The organism is Streptomyces sp. SLBN-31 (genome assembly GCF_006715395.1).
Lineage (GTDB): Bacteria > Actinomycetota > Actinomycetes > Streptomycetales > Streptomycetaceae > Streptomyces.
The window spans coordinates 3,426,689-3,451,604 of record NZ_VFNC01000001.1; the positions used below are offsets into that span (position 1 = coordinate 3,426,689).

Annotated in this window: 17 protein-coding genes; 9 read left to right on the forward strand and 8 right to left on the reverse strand. The window is 67.7% G+C overall.

The window, feature by feature from the left end; all coding sequences use genetic code 11:
• The first annotated feature begins 191 nt into the window (after window positions 1–191).
• Window positions 192–1,418 (forward strand): MFS transporter, encoded by a 1,227-nt coding sequence (locus tag FBY22_RS15775; RefSeq protein ID WP_399211190.1) that lies wholly within the window; start codon window positions 192–194, stop codon window positions 1,416–1,418.
• A 66-nt stretch (window positions 1,419–1,484) separates the two neighbouring features.
• Here FBY22_RS15775 and FBY22_RS15780 read toward each other — a convergent pair whose 3' ends face one another.
• On the reverse strand, window positions 1,485–2,915 hold the full coding sequence (locus FBY22_RS15780) for a NucA/NucB deoxyribonuclease domain-containing protein (protein WP_160159876.1): 1,431 nt from the start codon (window positions 2,913–2,915) through the stop codon (window positions 1,485–1,487).
• A gap of 268 nt (window positions 2,916–3,183) precedes the next feature.
• Here FBY22_RS15780 and FBY22_RS45940 point away from each other — a divergent pair, with 268 nt between their 5' ends.
• On the forward strand, window positions 3,184–3,768 hold the full coding sequence (locus FBY22_RS45940; RefSeq protein ID WP_399211472.1) for an SMI1/KNR4 family protein: 585 nt from the start codon (window positions 3,184–3,186) through the stop codon (window positions 3,766–3,768).
• A 21-nt stretch (window positions 3,769–3,789) separates the two neighbouring features.
• Here the strand turns inward: FBY22_RS45940 and FBY22_RS15790 are convergent, their stop codons facing one another.
• From FBY22_RS15790 to FBY22_RS15800, 3 genes are read right to left on the reverse strand one after another with little or no spacing between them, the layout of a single operon-like run.
• A complete protein-coding gene (locus FBY22_RS15790; RefSeq protein WP_142146111.1) occupies window positions 3,790–4,560 on the reverse strand; it encodes a phosphatase PAP2 family protein in 771 nt (256 codons plus the stop codon).
• A 1-nt stretch (window position 4,561) separates the two neighbouring features.
• Window positions 4,562–5,515, reverse strand: coding sequence for a YihY/virulence factor BrkB family protein (locus FBY22_RS15795; RefSeq protein WP_142146113.1), 954 nt, complete (start codon window positions 5,513–5,515; stop codon window positions 4,562–4,564).
• Window positions 5,516–7,282 carry a diacylglycerol kinase family protein gene (locus FBY22_RS15800; RefSeq protein WP_142146115.1) on the reverse strand — a complete coding sequence of 589 codons (1,767 nt, stop codon included), beginning with the start codon at window positions 7,280–7,282 and terminating at the stop codon, window positions 5,516–5,518.
• A 377-nt stretch (window positions 7,283–7,659) separates the two neighbouring features.
• On the opposite strand from FBY22_RS15800, the gene FBY22_RS15805 reads away from it, so the two are divergent.
• Window positions 7,660–8,862: a phosphatidylserine/phosphatidylglycerophosphate/cardiolipin synthase family protein gene (locus FBY22_RS15805; RefSeq protein ID WP_260844860.1), complete on the forward strand. Its 1,203-nt coding sequence runs from the start codon at window positions 7,660–7,662 to the stop codon at window positions 8,860–8,862.
• A gap of 56 nt (window positions 8,863–8,918) precedes the next feature.
• Here FBY22_RS15805 and FBY22_RS15810 read toward each other — a convergent pair whose 3' ends face one another.
• From FBY22_RS15810 to FBY22_RS15825, 4 genes are all read right to left on the reverse strand, one after another.
• Window positions 8,919–9,320, reverse strand: coding sequence for a hypothetical protein (locus tag FBY22_RS15810; protein ID WP_142146118.1), 402 nt, complete (start codon window positions 9,318–9,320; stop codon window positions 8,919–8,921).
• A 210-nt stretch (window positions 9,321–9,530) separates the two neighbouring features.
• Complete coding sequence (locus tag FBY22_RS15815; protein ID WP_142146120.1) at window positions 9,531–9,791, reverse strand: WhiB family transcriptional regulator; 261 nt, start codon at window positions 9,789–9,791, stop codon at window positions 9,531–9,533.
• Between the two features lie 299 nt (window positions 9,792–10,090).
• Window positions 10,091–11,137 (reverse strand): hypothetical protein, encoded by a 1,047-nt coding sequence (locus FBY22_RS15820; protein WP_222127758.1) that lies wholly within the window; start codon window positions 11,135–11,137, stop codon window positions 10,091–10,093.
• Between the two features lie 683 nt (window positions 11,138–11,820).
• On the reverse strand, window positions 11,821–12,726 hold the full coding sequence (locus tag FBY22_RS15825) for a phytanoyl-CoA dioxygenase family protein (protein ID WP_142146122.1): 906 nt from the start codon (window positions 12,724–12,726) through the stop codon (window positions 11,821–11,823).
• A gap of 477 nt (window positions 12,727–13,203) precedes the next feature.
• Between FBY22_RS15825 and FBY22_RS15830 the strand changes: the two genes are divergently transcribed.
• From FBY22_RS15830 to FBY22_RS15855, 6 genes are all read left to right on the forward strand, one after another.
• Entirely contained in the window at window positions 13,204–16,398 is a 3,195-nt protein-coding gene (locus tag FBY22_RS15830) for a non-ribosomal peptide synthetase (protein ID WP_142146124.1), read from the forward strand.
• Window positions 16,399–16,927: 529 nt separating this feature from the next.
• Complete coding sequence (locus FBY22_RS15835) at window positions 16,928–18,076, forward strand: cytochrome P450 (RefSeq protein WP_142146126.1); 1,149 nt, start codon at window positions 16,928–16,930, stop codon at window positions 18,074–18,076.
• 41 nt (window positions 18,077–18,117) lie between these two features.
• A complete protein-coding gene (locus FBY22_RS15840; protein WP_142146128.1) occupies window positions 18,118–19,338 on the forward strand; it encodes a hypothetical protein in 1,221 nt (406 codons plus the stop codon).
• A 52-nt stretch (window positions 19,339–19,390) separates the two neighbouring features.
• Window positions 19,391–20,662 (forward strand): LLM class flavin-dependent oxidoreductase, encoded by a 1,272-nt coding sequence (locus FBY22_RS15845; RefSeq protein ID WP_260844861.1) that lies wholly within the window; start codon window positions 19,391–19,393, stop codon window positions 20,660–20,662.
• Complete coding sequence (locus tag FBY22_RS15850; protein WP_142146130.1) at window positions 20,655–22,409, forward strand: alpha/beta fold hydrolase; 1,755 nt, start codon at window positions 20,655–20,657, stop codon at window positions 22,407–22,409. Before FBY22_RS15845 ends, FBY22_RS15850 begins: the two co-directional genes overlap by 8 nt.
• On the forward strand, window positions 22,345–24,906 hold the full coding sequence (locus FBY22_RS15855; RefSeq protein WP_142146132.1) for an amino acid adenylation domain-containing protein: 2,562 nt from the start codon (window positions 22,345–22,347) through the stop codon (window positions 24,904–24,906). Before FBY22_RS15850 ends, FBY22_RS15855 begins: the two co-directional genes overlap by 65 nt.
• The last annotated feature ends 10 nt before the right edge of the window (window positions 24,907–24,916 follow it).

Genomic DNA, 24,916 nt, shown 5'->3' on the forward strand with positions numbered 1-24,916 from the left:
GACGCCGCCATCCACGGGCTGGATCAGCCACATCGCAAACTTGGATGACGGGGGGACTGGGCAGGCCGAGGCCCGGAACGCATAGTCGTGGCACACCGCCGCGCCGCCCACAGACCGGCACCGGGCGCCGTCCGCCCGTCCGCCCGTTCACCGTGCGGTGCCCTTCCCCGCCCATGTTCCGGAGTGCCGCCATGCCCGCTTCCGCCGCCCTGCCCGCTCATCGACACACCCAGGACCCGGTTGCCGGGAGCAGGCTGCCGGCCGTGCTGCTGATGGCGGGCAGCTGCCTGCCGATCCTGGGCGCCGTCCTCATCGCCCCGGTGCTGCCGCGCATGCAGGACCACTTCCGGGACGTTCCCGGCAACGCCGCCCTCGTCCCCCTCGTGCTCACCGTCCCGGCCCTCTCGCTGGCCGTCCTCGCCCCGTTCGCCGGCGCCCTCGTCGACCGGCTCGGCCGCAAGCGCCTGCTGGTCGCGGCCACCGTCCTGTACACCCTGTTCGGCACCGCGCCGCTGTGGCTGTCCTCGCTGTACGGCATCGTGGCCAGCCGCGTCCTGGTCGGCATCGCCGAAGCGGCCATCATGACGTGCTGCACCACGCTGATCGGCGACTACTACACCGGACGGACCCGGGACCGGTACCTCGCGCTGCAGACCATGTGCGCGTCGGCGTCCGCCACGGCCTTCTTCGTCCTCGGCGGCGCGCTGGGCTCGGCGGGCTGGCGGGCACCCTTCTGGCTCTACCTCGTGGGCGTGCTGCTCGCCCCGGCCATGGCCCGCGCGCTGCCCGCCCCGAGCCCGGCCGCCGAGCCGACGGCGACGGACCGGCGCCCCTTCCCACTGCGGCGCATGGCGGGCATCTGCCTGCTGACCATCTTCGGCGCGGCCGTCTTCTACACCGTGCCTGTGGAGATGTCCTATCTCATGGACGACCTGGGCGTGCACTCCACCGGCGTGGTGGGCGCCGCCACGGCGCTCGCCAGCGCCGCCACCGTCCTTGGGTCGGTGCTGTTCACCCGGTTCGCCGACCGGGCGCGCCGGCGCCTTCCCGCCGTACTCGCCTTGTGCGCCGCGGGCTTCGTCCTGATGGGCGCGACCGACCACCTTCCCCTGCTCATCGCGGGCGCCGTCGTCAACTGCGTCGGAACGGGGATGCTGCTGCCGTCCCTGCTGACGGTGGCGCTGTCCCGGCTCGAGTACGCCGACCGCGGGCGCGGCACCGGGCTGTGGACGTCGGCCTTCTTCCTCGGCGAGTTCGCCTGCCCGCTCGCCCTGCTCGCCGTCACGAGCACCCTGGGCACCCTCGCCTCGGCGGTTCTGCTGCTCGGCGCACTCACCCTGCTGGTATCGACAGCACTGCTGCCTCTCACCCGCCGCGCGCCGAAGCCGCTGGCGCAGGCCGCACCTGAGAGCGCCTGATCCGAGGCAGGCGAACGCGAGGGGCCCGTCGACGAGTTGACGGGCCCTCAGGCGTGCGCGGTGCCGCTAGTCGCGGATCTCGACCCAGAAGGGGTCGGCGGCGTTGTACAGGATGCGGTCGCTGAAGTAGTACCAGCGCAGCAGGCCGCCCGCCGACCGGTTCTCACCGTTGGGGACGGCGCGGACGGAGAAGTCCCAGTTCGGGCTGCTCGCGCCCTGTTCGGTGGACTGGAACGGATACTCGTCGCAGTCCTGGGTGGCCGTGTCGTACGGGGGCAGTCCGCGCCAGGCCTGGTCCCCTCCGTACGGACCCGTGCGGTTGCAGGCGTAGTTCTTCCAGTCCTCGTTGCTCTTGGCGACGACGCCGCCGTCCGGGACGCGCTGCAGACCCTGGTCGTCGCGGCTCCCGCTGTACTTGCCGGGGATGTGCTTGGGTTCCAGTTCGATCGGATAGGTCTTGTCGGGGGTGTCCTGGGCGACCCGTATGTGCCGGGCGACCGAGGCGACCCGGGTGTCGCTGATGTCGTACTGGAGGTGCGGGATCACCTCGTAGTTGACGCACGCTTTCGGGTAGTCGACGTCGAACTGCGAGAAGTAGCCGGCGGAGTCGCAGCGGAAGGTGCGGTCGGCCGTCGTGGCGTCGGGGCCCACGTAGCCGCCGCCGGAGCCGCCGAACCGGAAGTGCCAGTGGTGGAAGAGGACTTTGTCCGGTGAGGTGGACGCCGCCTCGTCGGAGTAGATGTCCCAGTGCAGCCACTCGCGGTGGTAGTCCCACTCGTCGAAGGTGTGCTCGATCCCGCTGCCGGTCGCGAAGCAGGAATCGTAGCCCTCGGCGCAGTCCGAGAGGATGAACATCTTGAGGTTGGGGGCGGTGAAGAACCGATCCCAAAGGCTCCAGTCGTCGTACTCCACCGAGTCGTACTGGGCCTGGAGGTAGGTGCGCAGAACGCGCTGCTTGCCGTTGCCGACCGCCACCGCGTGGAAGGCGACGCTGCTGGTCCCCTGATACACCGGTTCGCCGTCGATGATCTTGAAGTACTGGACGCCGATGCGTAACTTCTGGCACCACAGCCAGCGATTCAGGGTCTCCCCCTGGGCGGAGGAAGCGCCGTCGCGGTCGAGGCACTGGTTGGTGTCCTGCGCGGGAGGCTCGTCACCGAGGTCGGTCGGCGGAAGCCCCAGGGCGGCTGCCTGAGCGGAGGCCTGCCCGTCCTTGGTCAAGGGCACCTTGGAAGTGTCCAGGTAGGACTCGGCGCCCGCTTTCCTCGCCTCGTCCATCGCTTCCTTCATCGCCTGCTTCGGCGAGAGGGGAGCCGTCTTGGCCTTGGGCGCGGGGGCGGCGCGCCACGCCGACCGAGGCCGCTTCGCCTTCTTGTCGACGCCTTCGCCGGTGAGTATCACCGGCTTCCCGATCAACTTGCCGTCGGCCGCGGCCCGCTGACCGCTCCCGGCACCGGGTGTGGCCGTATCCGCCGCGGACGCGGCCGGCACCCCCATACCCAGGACGAGAGCGAGGACCGTGACGACGGTGGACAGTAATGGTCTGCCCCGGCCGCGCATTACGATGGGTTTTCTCACGATGGCGCCAACCTCTCGTTGTTGCCGGTACGGAAGAGACTCCGGACCTGTCAGTGATTGGACGCCGACAACGTTGTTACGGGTGATGGAGGAAGCCCAGGGGAGAAACCGGACGTTCCCCATGTGCGGAAGGTCTGTCCCCGGCCTCGAAGGTTGGTGAAGGACCGTGTCCTGTGAAACGGGTGACGTGCGGTGGAACCGCATCGAGCACTGGCTCGCCCGGAACGCTCCCGCGTATCACGCCCGGCTGAATCCGCCCGCCGATCCGACATCGTTGCGACGGGCGGAGCGGGAGACCGGCCGTCCCCTGCCTGACGGATTGACCGCTTGGTGGTGCGCCGCTGACGGAGTCTCCCCGGCCCGGACACCCGACGGCCACACGCCCTTCAGGCTCCTGCCGTACGGATGCGATCCGTATCCGGTGGCGGAAGCGCTGGCGCGACGCGAACTCCACCTGCGCTCGCTGTACGACACCGTGCCGCCGCCGCTGGCCGACTCCCTGGAGGAGTGGATGGCCCGCTGTGGCGAGGACCGGGCCGGCACCTACTACCCGCAGGACGCGACGCCGCTCTGGCTTCCGCAGTGGCTGCCCGTGGCCGGCGACGGGATGGGTGGCGGTCTCTTCGTCGATCTGCGCGCGGGCGACCTGTACGGGTGCGTGGTCCGCCACGGCACGGCGTCCCACGGCGCGGAACCGTCCTGGCCGGACATCGAGTCTCTACTCGCCTGCGTGGCGGACAGGTTGGAGGCGCTCGGCGGGAACCCCGAGTAGGCGTGCGCGTCTTGCGGCGATTTACCGCGGGGCATCTTCCTCGGGTGCGGCTTGGGTGATTTCCGGTTCCAGGCCCTCGGTCACCGTCGTACGGTCTCGGCCCACGTCGGCTCGCCAGGCCTCGAAGGCCCAGGCGGTGACGGCGACGACGGCGAGGCCGAGGAGCCAGCCGCCCAGGACGTCGCTGCACCAGTGCACGCCGAGGGCGACCCTGGTGAAGCCGACGCCGATCACCGAGAAGACGGCGACGCACCAGCACGCGACCCGCCAGGCCCGCGGGACCAGCGGCAGCAGCACCAGCAGGAAGATACCGAAGGACGTGGTGGCGGTCATGGCGTGGCCGGAGGGGAAGGAGTACCCCGGCGCATGGGCGACAGGGTCCTGTAGGTCGGGCCGGGCCCGCTCCACCACCGTCTTGACCAGCAGTCCGATGAGCCCGCCGGTGACGGCCGTGACCGCCGCCCAGGCCGCCAGGCGCCAGGCCCGGCGGTACAGCAGCCACGCCGTCAGTACGGCGACGGCCAGACGCAGCGTCACCGGGTCCCAGACCCAGTCGGACAACAGGTGCAGTGCGCCCTTCCACGCCGGATGGTCGATCACCTGCGCGTGCAGCCGCCGTGCGGCGCCGGTGTCCAGGCGCTGCAGCGGCCGCCAACGGTCCTCGACCAGGATGAGCAGCAGTCCGAACAGGACCGCGCTCACGGCGGCGACGCCGGCGGAGGCGAGCAGTCGGGCACCGAAGCGGCGGTCGGCGCGACGGGAACGGCGGCGTAGTTGGGTGTACGTGCCCATTTCAGACTCCGGGATCTTCCTGGATCGGCCCGGGACGGCGGCCGCGTACCGCTTCCAGCTGTGCTGCGAAGGACAGGCCCAGCAGCAGGGCGATGGACGTGAGGTAGGCCCACAGCAGCAGGGACATGAACGCGCTGAGGGGGCCGTAGACGGTGTCGAAGGAGCCGCTGATGTTCAGGTAGAGGCTCAGCAGCCAGGTCAGGGTCATCCACAGGACGAGGTACACGGCCGCGCCGAAGGCCAGCCACGTGTAGCCGGGCTGCTTGCGGCGTGGCGAACGGCGGAAGACGGCGCTCGCGGAGATGAGCGCGAGCAGCAGACCGAAGGGCCAGCGCAGGATGGTCCAGGCGCGCAGTGTGCTGTCGTCGAGGTGGTAGACCGTCACGGCTGCCGAGGCGATGTCGCCGCCGGCGACCATGACGATGAACCCGAGGCCCAGGGGCAGTCCGGCGCTGAGCGACATCACCAGGCCCCGCAGGTACTTGAGGTGGAAGGGGCGGTCGCGCTCGTTGCCGTAGATGCGGTTCGCGCCTCGCTCGATCTGGCACATGGCCGTGGTGACGTTCATCAGGGAGAAGACGGCGCCGAACCACAGGGCGACCTCCGCCCCGGAACCCGATGTGCGGCGACTGCGGTCGAGCGCGTCGTCGACGACCTCCGCGCTGGGGCCCTGGGCGATCCGGTGGATCGTCAGTTCCGCCAGCCTGCCGACGTTCTCGGTGTGCAGGCTGGCGGACAGGCCGACGAAGGCGATGGCCAGCGGGATGACCGCCAGCACCGTCTGCAGGGCCAGGGCACGGGCGTGGCTGAAGCCGTCGGCATAGCGGAAGCGGACGAAGGCGTCGCGCACCAAGGACCAGCCGCCGTAACGGCGCAGAGTGGCCCAGGCCTCGTCGGCGGACAGTTCCTCTCCGCTCATGTCCCGGGTCTCGGGGACCTGAGTCGCGGTACCCATTCACTTCCCCCGTGCAGGCAGCAGCATCTTCAGGGCGCCGGGGGCCGCCTCGATCGTCAGGCGCCGCCCGCGGGCTATCGGGTCGCCGTCCAGTTCGCGGGGTTGGTCGTCGTCGAAGGTGAACTCGGCGCGCCGGAAGGTGAAGAAGGCCACCGGAGCGCTGTCGTCTCGGTCGGCGGGGGCGTCGGCGGCCGACCGCGGTGCGGCCGTGCCGCGCAGCAGTGTCCAGAAAGCGCTGATCCAGCCGCCCAGACCGTGCGGATCGAGGATCAGCAGATCAAGCCGCCCGTCGTCGGGTCGGGCGTCCGGAAGCAGCCGCATGCCGCCCTGCACCGCACCGACGTTGCCCACCAGCACCATTCGGGCGGTCCGGCGATGAGCCGGGGCTCCGTCCAGACGTACGTTCACGCTCATCCGCGGAGTTCGCAACCAGACGCGGGGAAGGGCCAGGACGTAGGCGAGCCAGCCCAGAGAGGCCTTCGTCCGGTCGTTGGCGTTGGCGCGCTGGAGCATCGCGGCGTCCAGGCCGGCGCCGCACATGGCGGCGAAGTGGGTGGCGGGCAGGCCGTCTCCCTCGATGCGGCCGAGGTCGACGCGGTGGACGGCGCCGCGCAGAGCCGCATCGAGGGCATCGACGGGTGACAGCGGCAGACCCAGATTGCGGGCCAGGAGGTTACCGGTCCCGCAGGGCACCAGGGCAAGGGGTACCGCACTGCCCGCCATGGCGGTGGCCGCCGCCCGGAGAGTGCCGTCGCCGCCGCAGACGACCACGAGGGTCGCGCCGTTGCGCACCGCTTCGATGCTCTGGCCGCCACCCGGGTCGTCGGCGGTGGTCTCGGTGAACGCCGGTGTGCCGTAACCGTGTTGCTCGAGAACCTCGCGGATGGCGTCGCGGTCGGTCTGATCGGTGACCGTGGGATTGAAGATCACCGCGGCGTGACCGGCGCGTTGACCCAGGCCTTCGGGAACGGTCCCGGCCACCTTGGTCGTCTCGGCCGTCTTGGCCGACCCGGAGGCCGGGGGAGCGGTCACGAAGCCGTCCGTGAGTACGGCGCGGCCGACGATCCACAGCGACAGCCCGCCGTTGACGAGGCCGCCCACGACGTCGGTGGGGTGGTGCATGCCCCGGTACAGCCGGGCGAGGCCCACCACGATCGGGATGAGGAACAGCGCGCCCGCCACGACGCGCCGCCACGGACTGCGCAGCCGGGACAGCGCGAGCACGGCCAGGCCGCCGTAGATCGCCGTGGCCGCCCCGGTGTGACCGGAGGTGTAGCTGGAGGTGGGCAGGGAGCCGTCGAGACGGTGCACCTCGGGGCGATGCCGGTCCACCGCCGTGGTGATGACCAGGAACACCAGGGACTGCAACGACACGGCGAGGGCGAGGAACGCGGCCTGCCGCCACATAGGCAGCCTCGGTATCCACAGAAGACCCAGGCAGCTCAAGAGGGTTACGGCTATGACCGTCCCGGTGTTGCCCGCTTCGGAGGCGAACCACGACACGGTGGTGAGCGAGTGCGTCCGTATCCGCTGAAAGCCCGAGTCGACATGGTCCTCGACCGTCATGGGCCACAGGTGGTGGGCGGGCCCGGTGATGAGCAGGCCTATGCCCACCATCAGTGCGGCCTGGCAGATGGCCAGGGCCGCGATCCAGCGAACGGACCAGCCGACTCCGCGCGGTGCGGTACGGCTGCCGGCGGCGGTGAGACCTCCCGCGGGTCTCTCCCCGGGCAACTCGGCTGGTCTTCCCGATACGGCGGTCGGCATCCCTACTCCCTGATCGAGGTGTCGCGGCGAGGGCCGGCCCGAGGCGTGTCCTCCGGCTCACCGCCGTATGCCCACTGAACTCCGGTACAGACGCGCCGCGCTCGGGTCGGTCCGTGGGGGAGAGGGGGCGAGAGGAGTCGTAGCGCACGACTGCTTCAACAAGTCCGCTGAGGGCGATACGAGTTGGCCGACCTGCCCCGGAAGGAGACCCGGCTGGTGAAACGAGCGGTCCCAGCCGGGAGGGCCGGTGCCGATTCCGGGTGCGCATGAAGGAGAGGGGCTTCGGGCGTGCCGTCGTATTCGCCGGGCAAGTGGCTTTTCGGGCTTGCTCGCCAGCCCGCACCGAACCGCCCCTCAAGGTCAACGGGAGACATGACGTGATTCTCGACGGCATACCGGCAGCCCCCGCCACCGACGACGCACTCGATGCACGCAAGCGCCGCCTGCGCCGTCGCCTGGAGCGGCTCATCGGCGTGGCCGCGACCGAGGGCAACGAACTGCTCCCGCTGCGCAACGGCGACCAGATCTTCCCCGCAATGCTCGGGGCGATCCGTTCAGCTCGCCACACCATCGACATGATGACGTTCGTGTACTGGCGCGGACAGATCGCCCGGGACTTCGCCCTCGCCCTCGCCGACCGGGCACGCGCGGGAGTGCGGGTCCGGTTGCTGCTGGACGGCTTCGGTGCGCAGAAGATCGAGCAGCAGCTGCTCGAGGAGATGGACGACGCGGGTGTGCAGGTGGCCTGGTTCCGCAGACCCGTGTGGCTGTCACCCTTCAAACAGAACCATCGCTGCCACCGCAAGGCCCTCATCGTGGACGAGGCCACCGCGTTCACCGGCGGCGTGGGCATCGCGGAGGAATGGTGCGGCGATGCCCGGGGCCCCGGCGAATGGCGGGACACGCATGTGCAGGTGCGCGGTCCGGCCGTCGACGGCATAGCGGCCGCGTTCGCGCAGAACTGGGCCGAGTGCCACGACGAGCTCTACGACGACCGCGACCGCTTCACCGAGCACGAGCAGCCCGGGTCGTCCGTCGTTCAGGTCGTACGCGGGTCGGCCAGCATCGGCTGGCAGGACATGCAGACCCTCATCCGCGTCATGCTGACCTCCGCCGAGGAACGCTTCCGGCTGGCGACCGCCTACTTCGCTCCCGACACGTACTTCATCGACCTGCTGTGCCGGACCGCCCGGCGCGGTGTGGAGGTGGAGATCCTCCTGCCCGGGCCGCACACCGATCAGCGCGCCTGCCAGCTCGCAGGCCAGCACCACTACACGCGTCTACTGGAAGCCGGTGTGCGCATCCGGCAGTACCAGCCGACCATGATGCACGCCAAGATCATCACGGTGGACTCGGTCGCGGCCCTGATCGGCTCCACCAACTTCAACCGCCGGTCCATGGACCACGACGAGGAGGTCATGCTCGCGGTCCTGGACGAGAACTTCACCGCGTCCCTCGACCGCGACTACGAGGCGGACCTCGAGCACAGCGTGGACATCAACCTCAGCCGCTGGAGACACCGAGCGCTACTGCAGCGCGCGAAGGAGGCGGCGGTGACGCCTATCCGACGGTTTCTGTGATCGGCGATCGTTGTCTGGCCAGGCGGGCTGCGCCACGACCGGCGACCGCAGACTGCTCACACGTCACACCACTCGCCGAGCTCGCCGGGTGTTCCTGTCGCCAGGAAGTGGCCCACCAGGTCCCAAGCGCGATCGACGGAAAGGACGAAGCGGCCGTTGAACGCAGCTAGGTCATCCAGGACGGGAATGCCGACCAGGGCCTCAGCTGCGACGATACCGTCTCCGACCAGCAAGGACGCCCCCTCAGCGTCATCGAACAGGTGGAGGACTCCCAGATCACCTCGAAAGCCGAGAGCCAGCAGGGGGAGCTCATCGCCCTGCCGACGGACTTCAAGGTACCCCTGCCCACGGCAGCGCAACTCGTCGAAGTGATCTGCCAGCTCCGCAATTCCAGAGCACCTCTCAACTGGGCAGAACCGCCCTGATTGCAGTGCCGTTGCCGCCCACGTCACGCTCATCCCCGCACCTCCGACGCCCATCGTGCTACGTGGTCGGCCGAGGCAGGCTTTCAGGGTAGGGAGCTTCCTCGGAAACGCTTCGCTGCGTCCGGCACTCGTCGGCTGGAGCTCGACCGCCAGGCAGGGTGCAGACCCGCCGGTCATGTTCCACAACATGGCGGACGGTCTGGCGACCTGGGGAGGGGCTCAGTCGCTCATCGGAGCGCACGATCACCGGCGGACGGCTGCACTGCGGATGGCTCTGCGCTGGCTCGCCGTGGTGTCGCCCCAGACGCCGTCCGTCTCGCCGTGGCGGATGGCCCAGTCGCGGCAGTCGAGCAGCACGGGGCACTGTCGGCACACCGCGCGAGCACGCGCTGTCGCGCGCTCTGTCTCCGCCAGCGGGAAGAACATCTCGGGATCCTCGCCGACGCACAGCGCCTGCAGGCGCCAGGCAAAGTTGTGATGCTCGAACGAGGGTGAACGCCTCATACCGCACCTCCGCGGTTCATTGGGGGCACAGGTCTGGTCGCGGCGTGCGCCGCGATCCCGGCAGAGGTGTTCGGCATCTTATGTCACAGGGCAACGAAAGGCCATAGCCGACTTTCCCGACATAGCGGCTGCGTGGATGGCCGGCCGTGCGGGGCGGGCGACATGGCGACCGGTCGCGTACGCAGCTTCACCGGCCGCTCTGCGGTGCGGCTCTCGGCGTTGTTGGCGTCACCCGGCAAGAGGGGCCTTGCAGCGTCACGGTGAACGACGCCGCAAGGCCCTGGGACCGGTGCTGTTGCTCAACCGGTTTTGGATATGTCTCGGCGACCTTGCTGTTCCAGGTCGTCGGCGAATTCAGCCCACCATCGGCTGCAGTATTTGGCCATACCTGCGATGCGGACCTTGCTGTGAGCCGGAAGGGACCTGATCAGCTTGGCCCGTTTTTCACCGCTGATGGCATGAAGACTGAGCCAGCGAAGAAGGAACCGGCCGTCCCCGGACAGTCGTACGGACGGATCTTTCTGAAGACTGTCCAGGTTGGAGATATAGGACCCCTCGATCGGTTGCTGGGCCAGGGTGAGTGTCCGCAGACCGTGGCTGGGCCCGGTGCCCGCGGCGGATCCCGGATCGGGGTCGGGGTCGGGGCCGGGATCGGGGTCGGTGTCGGGTAGGAATTTGTCGGGAATGGGATTCTCGCCTCGGTTGAGGCGTTTACGGACGTCCCGTGCGGTGCTCATGGAGATACCCGCGCGTTTGGCGATCTCCCGCAGGCTGAGATTCGGTTCCGCTTCGATGAGTTCGCTGGCGCGCTGACGGCCGGCCGCGCTGTTCAGTGGGCGAACTCGGCCGTCGCGCCCGATCCGGGAGGGCGCAGCGAACTGCTGGTCGGGTCGCGAGCGTGCCCTGATTCGGCCGACCGTGGGGGCGCTCAGCCCGGTCATCTGGGCGATCGCCCTGTCCGACCAGGCGTCACATGACTCGATCAGGCGTACGGCAGCGGCTTCCCGGTCGGCGAGGGTGAGTGGAAGTCCATGGGTCACGTTCACCTGGACGGCGCGTGCGAATGCCTCCACGTCGCTGCCTTCGAACCACTCCACCTGGATTTCGGTGTCCCCGCGTAACTGAGCGACGCGTAATCGGTGCATTCCGTCGATGACACGCATTGTGTCGCGGTGGACCAGAATGGGCGGCAGCGCGTCATCGGATTCGGCCAGGAGTTTTATGTGTTCGGGGTCCTCGCCGTTGATCCGGGGAGAATCGGCGGGTCGGAGTCGGTCGATTCGAGCGAAGTCCCTCGTCGCGGTCCGGGAACTACGGGCATCCGGTACTGACTTGTCGGACGTCACCGTATCACCCCGATCGTTTCACCCACCTCGGGTGTGGGCGACTCACCTTCCTTGGCGTCGCGGAGAACCCTGACATCCCGATGCAGTGTGATCCCAGGTGGTGTGGCCTGAACCATATCCGCTTCCCCCTCGTGTCTCGGATCAACTTACTGCCGCCTACAGCTTGTTCCTCCTGCTTAACTCGCAAACGCCGTGCTGCGAGTCTCTGGGAGAAGTACAGTCAATATTGGCCACGGGCCCGGCCGGCTGCGGGGTGGCTTGCGTGATGGCCCAGCCGATCAGTCTTGCGCCATGCGCAAGCGGGCGTCCGCAACGTGCGTCAGTTGAAGGCTTCCACTACCAGGGCACGTGGGAGCTTACTGTGCAAATCGTCTACGGCAACAGTTGGTTGAAGCGGTAGCGATGCCATGCGTTGTTGTACCGGCCGGAACTGCGGTCCCTCTCACGGTTACTATGCGCATCCGGCGAGATCCAGTCGCTCCCCGCGTACTGCCAGAGCTGCCGCGGGGGCGTAAGACTCCGCTGACCTCACGCCGCGTGCCGCCGTCGATGCCCGTCGCGACGAGCCCGCCTTTCCTGCGGCGACGCGGACCGTTGTGCTGCGCTTGCGGCCAGTCCGAAGTCAAAGGATGACCCTCACGCATTCGCCGGATTCATACGCTCACGGCTCGGTGCCGGGCATCTCAGCGTTTTACGGTGCCTTCACGCAGGCGATCGATCATCCGGTGCGTGGCGTGGAGCGGTGACTCCGTACTGTCGCCGTCGACGGCGATGCCGGCATTGCGGACCGTGATCTCTTCGTCCCAGGCCTCCATTCCCTCGAAGGGGATGGTTTCCCCGTGGACGTAGGGTGGATACGGTCGGTACGTGTTGATCTCGGCGGTGGGCGCTCCGCGGACCAGGATCGGATCGAGATAGAGCCCGTCGCTGAGGATTCGAGTGCTTGTCGGTATGTAACCGACGTCCAGTCCGCAGCGTCGTCGTGCGGACGTGTTCGGCTCCGAGCAGTGCAGGATGTTGGGGTGGTGGATCTCGACATCTCCGGGGTTCAGTTCGACGTCGATGATCCCGCACCGCTCCGACCATTCCTGGACCAGCTTCTCGTCGGAAGCCGAGAACAGCATGTTCGGCGAGTCCGTGCGACGGGTGGGTTGATAGAGCGGCAGACGATGGCTGCCCGGTATCACCCGCAGACAGCCGTTCTCCCGGGTGCACTCGTCGACAGCGATCCACACGGTCAGCGCCCGCATGGGGTCGAGCTTCCAGTAGGCGCCGTCCTGGTGCCACAACACCGGCTGGCCGTCGTAGGGCGGCTTGCATATGTAGTGGGCCGTGAAGCATGCGATGTCGGGCCCGAGGAAGAACTCCGCGATGTCCACCAGCCGAGGGTCGGAGACCAGCCGCACCCAGAAGGCGTCGTTGCGGATCAGCGGGTGATGCAAGTGCTCCGGCCGCAGTTCCGGATACCGTTCGGTGAGCCACGCCACATGCGCCTGTATTTCTTCCACAAGGCTCACGGGAATCGCGTTGCGGATGATGCTGAATCCGTTTTCCTCGTACTCGGCGCGAACTTTGTCCAAGGTGTTCAATGAAACTCCCTTGCTTGCGGTTCTGCGGTTTCCGACGCAATGGTCGTGAGCCGATCAGAAGTTTCTCAGGGCGCTGGATCTGATGACTTTTGAATGCAGCCCGAGACTCGCATGAGGTTAGCGGACGCATCGGCGCGTGCGCCAGAATGTCGAGACCGCCTCGTCCCCTAATACCGTTGATCAAGTGCGGCTGTGCGGTGTCGTGTTGATTTGATCGGGTGCCTGATATGGTCTCGGCGCACATTCGAAATGTGCACCGGTACGGCGCGCCGGGGCTCATCTCTCGGCTTCCGCTGCAGTGCCAGGTCGCTCGGCCGGGAGTCGGCTCGCCGCTCGACGGCGCGATGCGGATGCGATGCGCGGGCGTACGAGTGACAGAAGTTTTCAGTCGAACACTCAGCATGGGCGTGTGAGGTGAGTGAGGCCGTCCGCTTGGGTGTCGGTCGTGTCAGGAAGACACAGACAGGGGAGTGGACCTTGGACGACCTCACGTCGCCGGCCATGATCAGGCCTTTCCGAGCCGCAGGCCGACCTGATCCGTTACCGGTCCCGTCCGCCCAGCTCCGGATCTGGTTCCTCGACCGATTGGCGGGGGGCGCCCCCACCTTCAACCTGTCGATCGTGGTCCGGATGCAGGGCACACTCGACCGTCCCGTGCTCGAGGCGGCGCTGGCCGATGTCGTCGCGCGGCACGAAAGCCTGCGTACCGTTTTCGCCGATGTGGAGGGGTGCCCGGTCAAGCGCGTGTTGGACGAGCGGCAAGCATCGCCGGTCCTTGAGGTCTGCCGCGCAGACCCTTCCGAGCTGGAGCGTGAACTGGCCGTCGCGGCGAAGCGTCCCTTCGATCTGGCGACGGAGCCACCCCTGCGGGCCAGTCTCCTCGAGCTCGCCGAGGATGAGCACGTACTGCTGCTGCTGTTGCACCGCATAGCCTGCGACGGATGGTCGGCGGGCCCCCTCGGCCGGGATCTCGTGGCGTCCTACAACGCCCGGCGTCGCGGTGCCGTCCCGGACCGGTCCCAGCCCGTGGTCCGGGACGCCGATCACTTCGATCACTTCCCAGGCCGACAGCGGAAGCTCGGCGACCCTGCGGACCAAAACAACCTCAAGACCGGGCAGTTGGCGTACTGGCGGACGGCCTTGTCCGGTCTGGGCAACGAGATCGGACTGCCCTTCGACCGCTCTCGTCCTGCGACGCCGAGCTTTGGTGGCGACTCGGTGATGTTCGAGGTGGCATCCGAGGTGCAGGCGCGGCTGGCTGAGCTGGCGCGGCGCAGCGGAACCACGATGTTCACGGTTCTCCATGCCGGGCTCGCCGTGCTGCTCGCCCGCCTGACCGGTGAGCTGGATATCGCGATCGGTACGCCGGTGCCAGGGCGTGTTCGCGACCTGTCGGAGGACCTTGTCGGACACTTCGCGAACACCGTCGTGCTGCGGACCGACCTCGTGGGCAGCCCGACCTTCGCCGATCTGCTCCAGGACGTACACGCGGTTGACTTGGCCGCCTTCGCGCACCAGGACGTCCCGTTCGAGCAGGTCGTCGAGGCGGTCAACCCGGAACGGGTCGTGGGACGCCATCCTTTGGTTCAGGTGTTCATGACGGCGCGGCCACTGGAGCACGCGTGGGGGATGACCGGGCTGCGCACCACTGCGAGGGAGCATCCGTTCGGAGCGGTCGAGTTCGACCTGGGCTTCAATTTCGACACGCGGTACGCGCCTGACGGGACCGCGGTGGGCATCGTCGGCGAGGCACGGTTCAGTACGGACCTGTTCGACCGGACGACCGTGGAAACGATCGTCGATCGGTTGGTCCGAGTCCTCAGCGCGGTGGCCGCGGACGCCACGCTCGCCGTCGGCGATGTCGACATTCTCTCGGCTGCTGAACGCGAGACCCTCCTGAGCGGCTGGAACGACACCGCGACGGAGGTGTGCGCGCAGAGCGTGCCCGAGCTGCTGGAAGTGAGGGCGGCCAAGACACCGGATGCGGTGGCGGTACGGATCGGTGCTGTGGAGTTGACCTACGGCGAGTTGAACGCGAGGGCGAATCGTGTTGCCCGCTGGCTGACACGCCGTGGTGCCGGGCCGGAGTCGGTGGTGGCGCTGTCGATGCCGCGGTCGGTGGATCTCGTCGTCGCGGTCTGGGGAACGCTGAAAGCCGGCGCGGCCTACTGCCCGATAGATCCGGAGTACCCGGCCGAGCGAGTGTCGTTCATGCTGGCGGACTGCGGTGCGCACATCGTGTTGAAGGAGCCCGTGGTCGCCGACGACATGGCGGACACGAACCTGACCAACGCAGACCGTGTCACGCCGTTGTTGCCCGCACATCCCTGCTACGTGATCTACACATCGGGGTCCACCGGTGTGCCGAAGGCCGTGGTGATGCACGGTGCGGCGCTGGTGAACCTGATGAGCTGGTACCGGCGGGCGTCGGAGAAGGAGGGCTGGTCCGCACACCGGACCGCCAACTTCTCGTCGATCAGCTTCGACATGGCGATCATGGAAATCCTCATCTCCACCGTGCGCGGTGGATGTCTGGAGATGCCGCAGGAGGAGGCGCGTCGGGATCTGCACCAGCTGGTGACCTGGCTCGCGGCGAACGAGGTGAACGAGATCTTCGTGCCCAATCTCGTTCTCGCGGCGATCGTCGACGCCAGTCGAGGCGCAGCCGGCGGCCTCCCCCGGCTGCGGCATGTGGTCCAGGGTGGCGAGGCGTTCAGACTCACCGCCGAGTTGGCGGCGTTTCGACGGGCCGCGCCGGACCGTCGCCTGATGAACTACTACGGTCCGACCGAGACTCACGTGGCCACTGCGGCGGTCCTGCCCTCCGATCCCGATGAATGGTCGGCCGAGGCGCCGATAGGGCGGCCGATCGACAACATGCGTACCTACGTGCTCGACCGTTGGCTGAAACCGGTTCCGGTGGGGGTGCCGGGCGAGTTGTACATCGCCGGCGTCCAGTTGGCCCGTGGATACCTCAAGCGAGCGGGCGCCACAGCCGCCCGATACGTTCCCGATCCCTTCGGTGAACCTGGTACGCGGATGTATCGGACCGGGGACGTGGTGCGCTGGCAGGCGGACGGGCAGCTGATGTTCGTCGGCCGCGCGGACGACCAGCTGAAGATCAGGGGTTTCCGCGTCGAGCCAGGGGAGGTGGAGGCGGTCCTGCGACGCCACGAGGAGGTCGTGCAGGTGGCTGTGGTCGCGGTACGCGAGCGCAGCACGGCGGCAAAACGTCTGGTCGCCTACGTCGTGCCGGCGGCCGCGACGCTGACGTCGGCCGTCCTGCGACGCCACGCGGCCGAGTTTCTGCCGCACCACATGGTGCCGAAGATCCGGCTGATCGAGAGCCTGCCGCTGACCCCCAACGGCAAACTCGACCGAGGCGCTCTGCCGGCCCTGACCGAGGAGGCCGGCCGACCCCCCTCCAACCCTGTGGAACGGGAAGTCTGCGGCGCCTTCGCGGAGGTTCTGGGGAAATCGGTGGCCGATGTCGATCAGAACTTCTTCTCGTCGGGCGGCCACTCCCTGGGCGCGCTGCGGGTCGTGCATGGCATAAGGAGGCGCCTGGGGGTGAACCTGCCGGTGTCGGCCGTGTTCGAGTACCCGACGCCGGCCGGAATCGCGCGGGTCCTCGGACGTGCCGAGCGCGTCCGTGCCGTGAACTCGTCCTGAGGCCTTCGACCGGCACGCAGGCTCGCGGATGCGTCTATCGGTGACCCGTGATCCGCACGGCCCGCGGCTGCTCTGCATCGGGCCCGTTTTTCGAGGATGTCAACGGCTGCGGCATTTTCGCGCGCGCATATCACTGAAAACGTCGGGTGAGAAACCACTGCGCTCGAGTTGTGCCGGTACGAAAGAGCGACACTGGACAACCGCACTTCCCGCAAAATATGCTGCGAAGCGTCGCAATGGCCATCGAGAATGGGGGTGGCATCATGTCGTACAACCACTGAAAAAGAAGTGAAGAGCTGGCGTGAATTGCCAGCATTCAGGTGGCGGGACCCTCGAAGAACAAAGAGGGTTTGTGACCTGACGGGGCGTACGTCGTACGCATCTGCCTCTTCGGACGTATGAAATGCGAGCGATGCGGATGCGGGCCGCGTGCGCCCCTGCTCCAGCAATCAAGGGATTTCTTTCCGACCTGCGATCCTAGACGACATCATATTCCGATCGAAGGCGATAAAAGGTGACTCCCACTTCCGTGTACGATCCACTGCGCAGTGAGATGATTCGAGACCCTTATCCCACCTATGCCAGGATGCTCGAGGAGACGCCCATCCACTGGCATGCGGGGATGGAGGCGTGGGTGGTCGTACGGCACGCGGACTGCGTGCGTGTGCTCCGGGAACACGAGACGTTCGCCAGGGATCCCCGCCGTAACGGAGAGAAGATCCCGGAGTTCCGCCAGAACGTACAGATGATGGACCCGCCGGAGCAGACGCCGCTGCGTCGGCTGCTGGTGAGCGCGATGCGCTCACAGGACAAGAAGAGGCTGTTCGACGACGCGGTCGCGTTCCTGCGTGGCACGCTGACCGGACGAAGCCCCGGCGAGCCGTTCGACTGGATGTCGGACGTGGCTGCTCCTTTCGCGCTCCACCTGTCCGCGAGCCTTCTCGGCGTCCCCGAACCGGACGCGTCCGACTATGCGGAGATCTCGCACGGCATCGCCCTGCGCATGGATTCCGGTCTTGCGCCCGAGAACATTCCCGAGGGGGACGCCGCTCGGAAACGTCTGAACGACCTCGGAGAGAGCTGGTTCCCGCGCCCCGAGGGGGATGAGGGACTTGTCGCCCAGCTCATCCGGCGGGCGGACGACGAGTTCCTCGGTGGACACTACATGCGAAATTCCGCGGCGATGATGTTCAACGCGAGCTACGGGACGATCTTCGCCATGGTCGGTAATGCGGCTCTCCTGTTGGCTGCGCGGCCCGAACTGCTGACGGAGCTGTCCAGGCCCGAGATTCTGCCGACCGGTGTCGATGAACTCGTCCGCTTTGACGGGCCGGCGCAGGGGACGAGCAGGGTCGCGGTCGAGGAAACAACGATTCAGGGCACTCGCATAGGCGCGGGGGATTCCGTGGTGACGCTGCTTGCCGCCGCCAATCGCGACCCCCGCGTGTTTGACGATCCACACCACATCAATGTGTATCGCCGGCCGAACCCGCATCTCGGATTCGGTTCGGGACCACATGCCTGCTTCGGTTCCGAGTTCGGCAAGTTGAGTATCTCCGCGATGATCAACGCACTGAGCGACGACGGCGTGAGCCTGCGTCTCGCGGCCGAGCCCACTCGGCGCGTCACTGCCACGGTGCGGAGTCTGGACGTTCTTCCGGTGTGTCTCGAGCGATGACCTGAGCACCGACGCTGATCGGACTGAAGGGGTTGGTAGGCGTGCATGCGGTTCTTCTCGGTGCCGAACAAGAGGCGATCGAAGAGTTGGTCAGGATCGGACACTCCGTCACCGTGTTGTACGTGGCTCACGACCGGGTGGTGCTCGAAGGCTGCCGGGATCTGACCACGTACTGCGCCTTCCTGCCGTCGTTCGACCGGCCGGAACTCGCTTGGGCGGCCCTGGTCCACCTCGGCGTGGCCGACAAGGTGGACGTCGTCATCCCCGGTCACGAGTTCGCGGTGACCACAGCGGCCATCCTGAACGACATCCTCGGCCTTCAGAAGCGCATGGACCCCGCAGTCGCCCTCGCCGGACGTGACAAGCCGCTGCAGAAGAGCCTCTGGCAGCGGCACCAGGTCCCTACGGCGCGATACAGGGTCTTCGCCGAGAAGCCGACGAGCGAAGCGGCGCTGCGCCGCGGCCTGGGCGACCTGACCCCACCGTACGTGGTGAAGCCGACGGCGGACGGCGGTTCGCATCTGGTGTACCGCGTCGACACCGTCGAGGAGTTGTTCCGTCGGCTCAGCGCCGACACGGAGCTGGAAACGTGCATGGTCGAAGAGTGGCAGTCAGGGGATGAATGGCACTTCGACGGAGTCGTCGCCGACGGCCGCATCGAAAGCTTCATGGTGTCGCGCGACGCGACACCCGCGATCGAGACCAAAACCGGGAGTCCGTTCCGTTCCATCGCCCTCCCCGCCAAGCAGTATCCGGAACTCTACGAGGAGGCACGGGCGTTCGCGGAGAGCTGCCGGTCGGCACTCGGAGGCGAGTGCGGCGCATTCCATCTCGAGGTGTTCGGGGAGCCCGGCAGGTTCGTCGCCGGTGAACTCGGCTGGCGCCCGGCCGGCGGCCTGATCAGCGTCAGCGCGCTGCACAGCATCGGTGTCAGTCTCTGGGCGGCGCATGCCCGCGCCCATGTCGGGGCCGACGTCACGCAGCCCGAGTTCGAACCCACCGGCGTATTCGGCTTCGTATGCCTTCCGGTCAAGTCAGGCTTCCGCAACGGCGTGACCCGGGCCGATCTGGAAGGTCTTCCTGGAGTCAGGCACCTTCGCATGAAGGTCCGGCCGGGAGAGGTCATGAAGGAGATGAAGACCAGCTCGATCGCCGTCGCCTGGGCCGTCATCGAAGGAGACGACGTCGAGCACTGCGAGAGGCGGGTCGAAGACGCCATCCGACGGGTGGCCGAGATGCACGAGGCCAAGAGCACGCCATGACCACGCGGGGACGAAGATCACCGGTTCCGATGAGGCAAAGGCAGTCAGATCCTTGAGCATCCACCTGAACCTGTTCATGCTGCTTCCGGGGCATCACGACTCCGCTTGGCTGCACCCTGAGTGCGAGTCGGTGCGCGTCACGGACGTCAAGTACAACCTGGAGCTGACGCGCATCGCGGAAAAGGGGCTGATGGACTCCGTGTTCATCGCCGACGCCCTGTGGCACAAGCCGCGCAGCAATTACTGTGCCGGGCTCGAACCGCTCACCCTGCTGGGTGCTCTCGCTCTGGGAACCGAGCACATCGGGCTGATCGCGACGGCGTCGACGTCGTACTACGAGCCTTTCCACCTGGCGCGGATGTTCGCGTCACTCGATCACATCTCGGGCGGGCGCGCCGGCTGGAACATCGTGGTGTCCAACAGCGTCAACGAGGCCAGGAACTTCAACCGGTCGAAGATGCTCTCCCACCGGGAGCGCTACGAGCGTGCCGAGGAATTCCTCCAGGTGGCCGGCCGGCTGTGGGAGTCGTGGGACCAGGACGCGGTGATCCGGGATCGATCCACCGGTCACTACACCGATCCCGACCGGATCCATCTCGTCGGGCACGAGGGCGAGTACTTCAGGGTGCGCGGGCCTCTCAACATCCAGCGCTCTCCCCAGGTCCGCCCCTTCATGGTTCAGGCAGGGGCGTCGGAGGCGGGGAGGTCGTTCGCCGCCCGCCACGCCGACGCTGTGTTCACGGTGCAGGAGAACGTGCAGGACGGCGCGCGGTTTCGCACGGAGATGCGCCGGCGAGCCGCGGCCAACGGACGCACCGTCAAGGTGCTGCCCGGGTTGCTGCCGATCGTCGGCTCCACCCAGGCGGAGGCGGATCAGAGGAAACGTGACCTCATACAGATGCAGGCCACGGACTACGCCCTTGAGCACATCTCGATGATGCTGAACGTCGATCTCACCGACTGCTCCGTCGACGCCCCCTTCCCCGTGGACCGACTGCCTCCCGCGGACACCATCCAGGGCAACCGCACGACCTACGAGCTGATCACCGGCATTGCCCGCCGTGGTGGAGCCACCGTCGGCGACATCATCGCGCTGCAGGGTTTCGGGCGCGGCCACCTCGTGGTCACGGGCACACCGGAGCGCATCGCCGACGTCATCGAGACCTGGATCGACGGCGGGGCTGCCGACGGATTCAACATCATGCCGCCGGTGTTCCCGACCGGCCTCGTGGACTTCGTGGACGAAGTGGTGCCGCTACTACAGAAGCGCGGGCTGTTCCGCACGGAGTACGGCGAGAAGCGGTTGCGGAGTCGCTATGAGTGAGCGGACACCCGAAAGGCACGGACGACTGCCGGACGAACCCGAGCAGGACGACCCGGCCGACATGGCCTCACGGCTGCGTGAACACCTCGCGTCCTTCCTGCCCCGCGAGGCCTTCCCGACGAAGTTCGTGTTCGTCGACACCCTTCCGACGTTGCCCAACGGCAAGGTCGACAGAGCCGCGCTCGGGCGACTCGGCGCAGCCGAGGCAGCCGTTGTTGAGCCGGTACAACTGCCGGAAGCCGGTGACGACGCGACCACGGACGACCTGGACTTCCTGGTTCGGTTCTTCACCGCGGAGCTGTCCCGCGCCCACATCGACCCGGACGAAGATCTGACGCGACTGGGCGCCGGCTCCCTGATCCTGGTGAAGGCATGCGCGGCATGGACGGAGCGGACCGGGCGGCACGTCGACGGCGCTCGCCTGCGCGGCAACCCGACGATCCGCAATATCGTGGCGTGTTCCTCCCCGGTCGCGAGGGACGCGGACAACGCCGACGTCGTCGTCGACACCCATCGATTCGAAGTCCCCCTCGATCATGACGATCCGGCCGGACCGTCCATCACCGTGTTCGCCCAGACGGTGGTGCGCCGTGAGAACGCGGCCCGTCACCTCCCCTATCTGCTCTTCCTCCAAGGCGGCCCGGGCGGGCAGTGTCCCGATCCGCGCAATGTGATCCCGACGTGGCTCGACGCCGCACTGGACCGCTACCAGGTGGTGCTCCTCGACCAGCGTGGCTGCGGCCGTAGTTCACCGGTCACTGCTGGCTCCATCGCCGGCCTGACGGCGGCCGCCGCGCTGGAGCGACTGCGGTGTTTCCGCGCCGACGCCATCGTCCGGGACGCGGAGTTCCTGCGGGAGCGGATCCTGCGCATACCGAGCTGGACGCTGCTGGGGGAGAGCTACGGCGGTTCCATCGCCTTGACCTACCTCTCCCACTTTCCCGACCGAATCGACCGGGCGTTCATCTCCAGCGGGCTCATCGGGCCGGTCAGTACCGCCGACGACGTGCTGCGGGACACCTTGGTGATGAGCAAGAAGAAGAACGCCGAGTATCACGAGAGATATCCCGACGACGGGGAGATCATCGACCGGATCGTGGACCACCTGCGGGACCACGAGGTCCTTCTCCCGACGGGAGACAGGCTGTCGCCCGAGCGCCTGAGGATGCTCGGCCTGAAGTTCGGATTCGACGGCGGGATGGAGGCGGTGCACGACCTCATCCAGACCGCCTGGGACGGCGATGACCTGACCGAGGCCTTCGTGAAGGCGGTGGCCGCGACCGACATGTCCAGTGCGCCCCTGTTCTATCTGCAGGAGTACATCTACGGAATGCCCGGCTGTGCCACCCGCTGGGCCGCGGACCGTCTTTACGCGGACGAGCCGGTGTTCGGCGACCACGCGCGTCCGTTCCATTTCTACGGCGAGGTCGCCTTCCCTTGGATGTTCCGTCAGCTCGGCGGTCTGAGGCCGTTCGCCGAGGTCGCGGACGAACTTGCCCGGTACACAGGTTGGACGAGCCTGTACGACCTGCCACAACTGGCGCGCAACACCGTGCCCGTATACGCCGTGGCTGCCATGGACGACCTCTACGTCCCCGCCACACAGCAGTTCCGTACGGCACAGCAGATCGGATCGTGCTGGCTGTTCTTCTCCGCGGACTACAACCACGCGGGCTTGATGAATGACCGTCAAGGCCTGGCCCGACTCTTCGAATTCGGGTCAGAACCACGAACCCGGAGGACGTGAAACCGTGTCAAGCTCGCTGTTCGAGCAGGTCAGAGCAGTGGCACTGGACGACCCTTCGCGGCCGGCCGTGTCCGATCGGACGACCACGCTCTCGTACGGCGAGCTGGCGTCGAGAGCCGAGACCCTGGGCCGCCGACTCGTCAGCCATGGAGCGGGACCCGGAGATCGAGTCGGTGTGATGGTCGAACGGGGCGTCGACCTGGTGGTGGCGTTGTTCGGTGTGTCCGCCGCCGGTGCTGCGTACGTCCCTCTCGATCCGGGATACCCGAAGGACAGGCTGCGGGCGATAGCCGAGGACGCCGATCTCGCACTTGTGGTCACGGATTCGAGCGCAGGCGAGTTCTCCGTCCCGGTGCGACACGTCCCTCCACGGGCGGCAGCCGCCCCGGGCCATGCCGAGATCGTGCTACCCACACCGTCCCCCCAGGACCCCGCCTACGTGATCTACACCTCCGGCTCGACCGGCCGGCCCAAAGGCGTCATCGTCACCAACGCCAACGTGGCCGCGCTGTTCGACGCCCTGGACGAGACCTTCGGTACCCCGCGAGACGACACCTTTCTCGCGGTGACCAGTGTTTCGTTCGACATCGCCGTCATGGAGTTGTTCTGGCCGCTGACCCGCGGCGGAACGAGCGTCGTGAGCCCGGACCGAATGGTCGACCGTCTGGACCCCCACGGCGAGGGAAGCCTCCGGGACTTGATGAGGCGCTTCCGGCCCACGCTCTTCCAGGCCACGCCGTCCCTGCTGTCGGCCGTCGCGTCGTACGAGGAGACGTTGCGGTCGCTGCGCGGCCTGAGAGTGCTGTCCGTGGGGGGCGAGGTGTTCCCCGTGGGACTCGCTCGGCGCCTTGTGTCGGCCCTTCCCGGTGTTCGGGTGTGCAACATGTACGGGCCTACGGAGGCCACCGTCTGGTGCGCCGTCCATGAGGTCACGGCAGAGGAGGCCCGGGGCTCCGCGATCCCCATCGGGACGGCTCTCGGGCACGCCCGCCTCCGGGTCGTCGACGACCAGGGCGTCGAGGTGGTCCCGGGAGAGGTGGGGGAACTGTGGGTCGGAGGTTCCTGTGTCACGGCCGGCTACCTTCGCATGCCGGACCGGACCGAGGAGCGGTTCGTCGACGAGGCCGGTAAGCCGTCGCGACGTTGGTATCGAACCGGCGACAGGGTGCGCAGCCGGTGGGACGGCGCACTCGAGTTCGTCGGCCGCTTCGACCGGCAGATCAAGATCTCCGGGGTGCGGATCGAGCTCGACGAGATCGAGGCCGTCCTGTCCACCTCTCCCGACGTACGAGCGGCCGCTGTGGTCGCGCACCGGGGAACCGACGGCTCTCCCGAACTCGTCGCCTACGTCCAGCCGGTGCTCGCCGCGAGGAACCACACCGCGTCCGGCACGGAATCCGACCTCAGCGCACATTGGGGTCGGGTATGGGACGCCGCGTACACGCAGGAGCCGAACGCCGAGTTCGTCGGCTGGCGCAGCAGCTACACAGGCGATCCCATTCCCGTCGCCGAGATGCGCGCATGGCTGTACGACACCGTGCGCCGCATCGAGTCGACCCGACCGCGTCGGGTGCTGGACGTCGGCGTCGGGGCCGGCACAATCCTGCGGAGCCTCGCACCCCGCACGGAGCACTACGTCGGGATCGACATGGCTCCGGCGGCGATCCGGGCGGCGGCCCGGCAACTGGACGACGGATGGGATCACGTCAGTCTGCGGGTCGCCGATGCGGACAGCCTGTCCGAAATGCGGGCGGGGGAGTTCGACACCGTCGTTCTCAACTCGATCGTGCAGTATTTTCCCGGCCTGTCCTACCTGCACCGGGTGCTCACCGAGGCCGCTCGTATCACAGGGGGCGAGGGGGCCGTGTTCATCGGAGACGTCCGCGATCCGGCTCTGCTCGAGGCGCTTCACGCCACGGCCGTCCTTCACCACGCCGCGGCCGACACTCCCGCGGACGAGCTGGCCGCGCTGGTCAGTCAGCGGGTGAAGACGGATCGCGAGTTGTGCGTGCCGGGGGAGTTCTTCGCAGCGTTCGCGGCGGGCGCCGGGATGGACATCGTGCCTGAACTCAAGCGCGGCACAGCACGCAACGAGCTGACGTCCTTCCGGTACGACGTCACGCTCCTGGGTGCCGCGAGAGCCGCCGAACTCGACGCCTTCGCCGCACGTGGCGAGGCCGCGTCGTGGGAGCGGGTCGGCGGTCTCGCCGGCCTGAAGGAACTGCTCGAAGGACCTGGATCGGAGGCAGTGACCGTTACGGGTATCCCGAACGCCCGCCTGACGCTGCCCCTCGCGCTGTGTGGGCTGCTCGCCGACGCCGGGCCGGGGGACACCGCTTCTGACGTCAAGTGCAGACTCGCGTCCCACGACAGCGCGGACACGCCGGACATCGAGTCGGTCGCGGAGCTCGGCGACCGGGCCGGCCGCCCGGTCAGGCTCGTTCCGCACATGCACGGAGCGCGCTGCTATGACGCCTGGTTCGGGGAGCGCCGATGACGGGCCAGGG

Excerpts from the sequence above, each read along its gene's own strand:
- FBY22_RS15775 (WP_399211190.1), top strand. The coding sequence starts at position 192 with ATGCCCGCTTCCGCCGCCCTGCCCGCTCATCGACACACCCAGGACCCG.
- FBY22_RS15780 (WP_160159876.1), bottom strand. The coding sequence starts at position 2,915 with ATGGGGGTGCCGGCCGCGTCCGCGGCGGATACGGCCACACCCGGTGCC.
- FBY22_RS15790 (WP_142146111.1), bottom strand. The coding sequence starts at position 4,560 with ATGGGCACGTACACCCAACTACGCCGCCGTTCCCGTCGCGCCGACCGC.
- FBY22_RS15795 (WP_142146113.1), bottom strand. The coding sequence starts at position 5,515 with ATGGGTACCGCGACTCAGGTCCCCGAGACCCGGGACATGAGCGGAGAG.
- FBY22_RS15800 (WP_142146115.1), bottom strand. The coding sequence starts at position 7,282 with ATGCCGACCGCCGTATCGGGAAGACCAGCCGAGTTGCCCGGGGAGAGA.
- FBY22_RS15810 (WP_142146118.1), bottom strand. The coding sequence starts at position 9,320 with ATGAGCGTGACGTGGGCGGCAACGGCACTGCAATCAGGGCGGTTCTGC.
- FBY22_RS15815 (WP_142146120.1), bottom strand. The coding sequence starts at position 9,791 with ATGAGGCGTTCACCCTCGTTCGAGCATCACAACTTTGCCTGGCGCCTG.
- FBY22_RS15850 (WP_142146130.1), top strand. The coding sequence starts at position 20,655 with ATGAGTGAGCGGACACCCGAAAGGCACGGACGACTGCCGGACGAACCC.
- FBY22_RS15855 (WP_142146132.1), top strand. The coding sequence starts at position 22,345 with ATGACCGTCAAGGCCTGGCCCGACTCTTCGAATTCGGGTCAGAACCAC.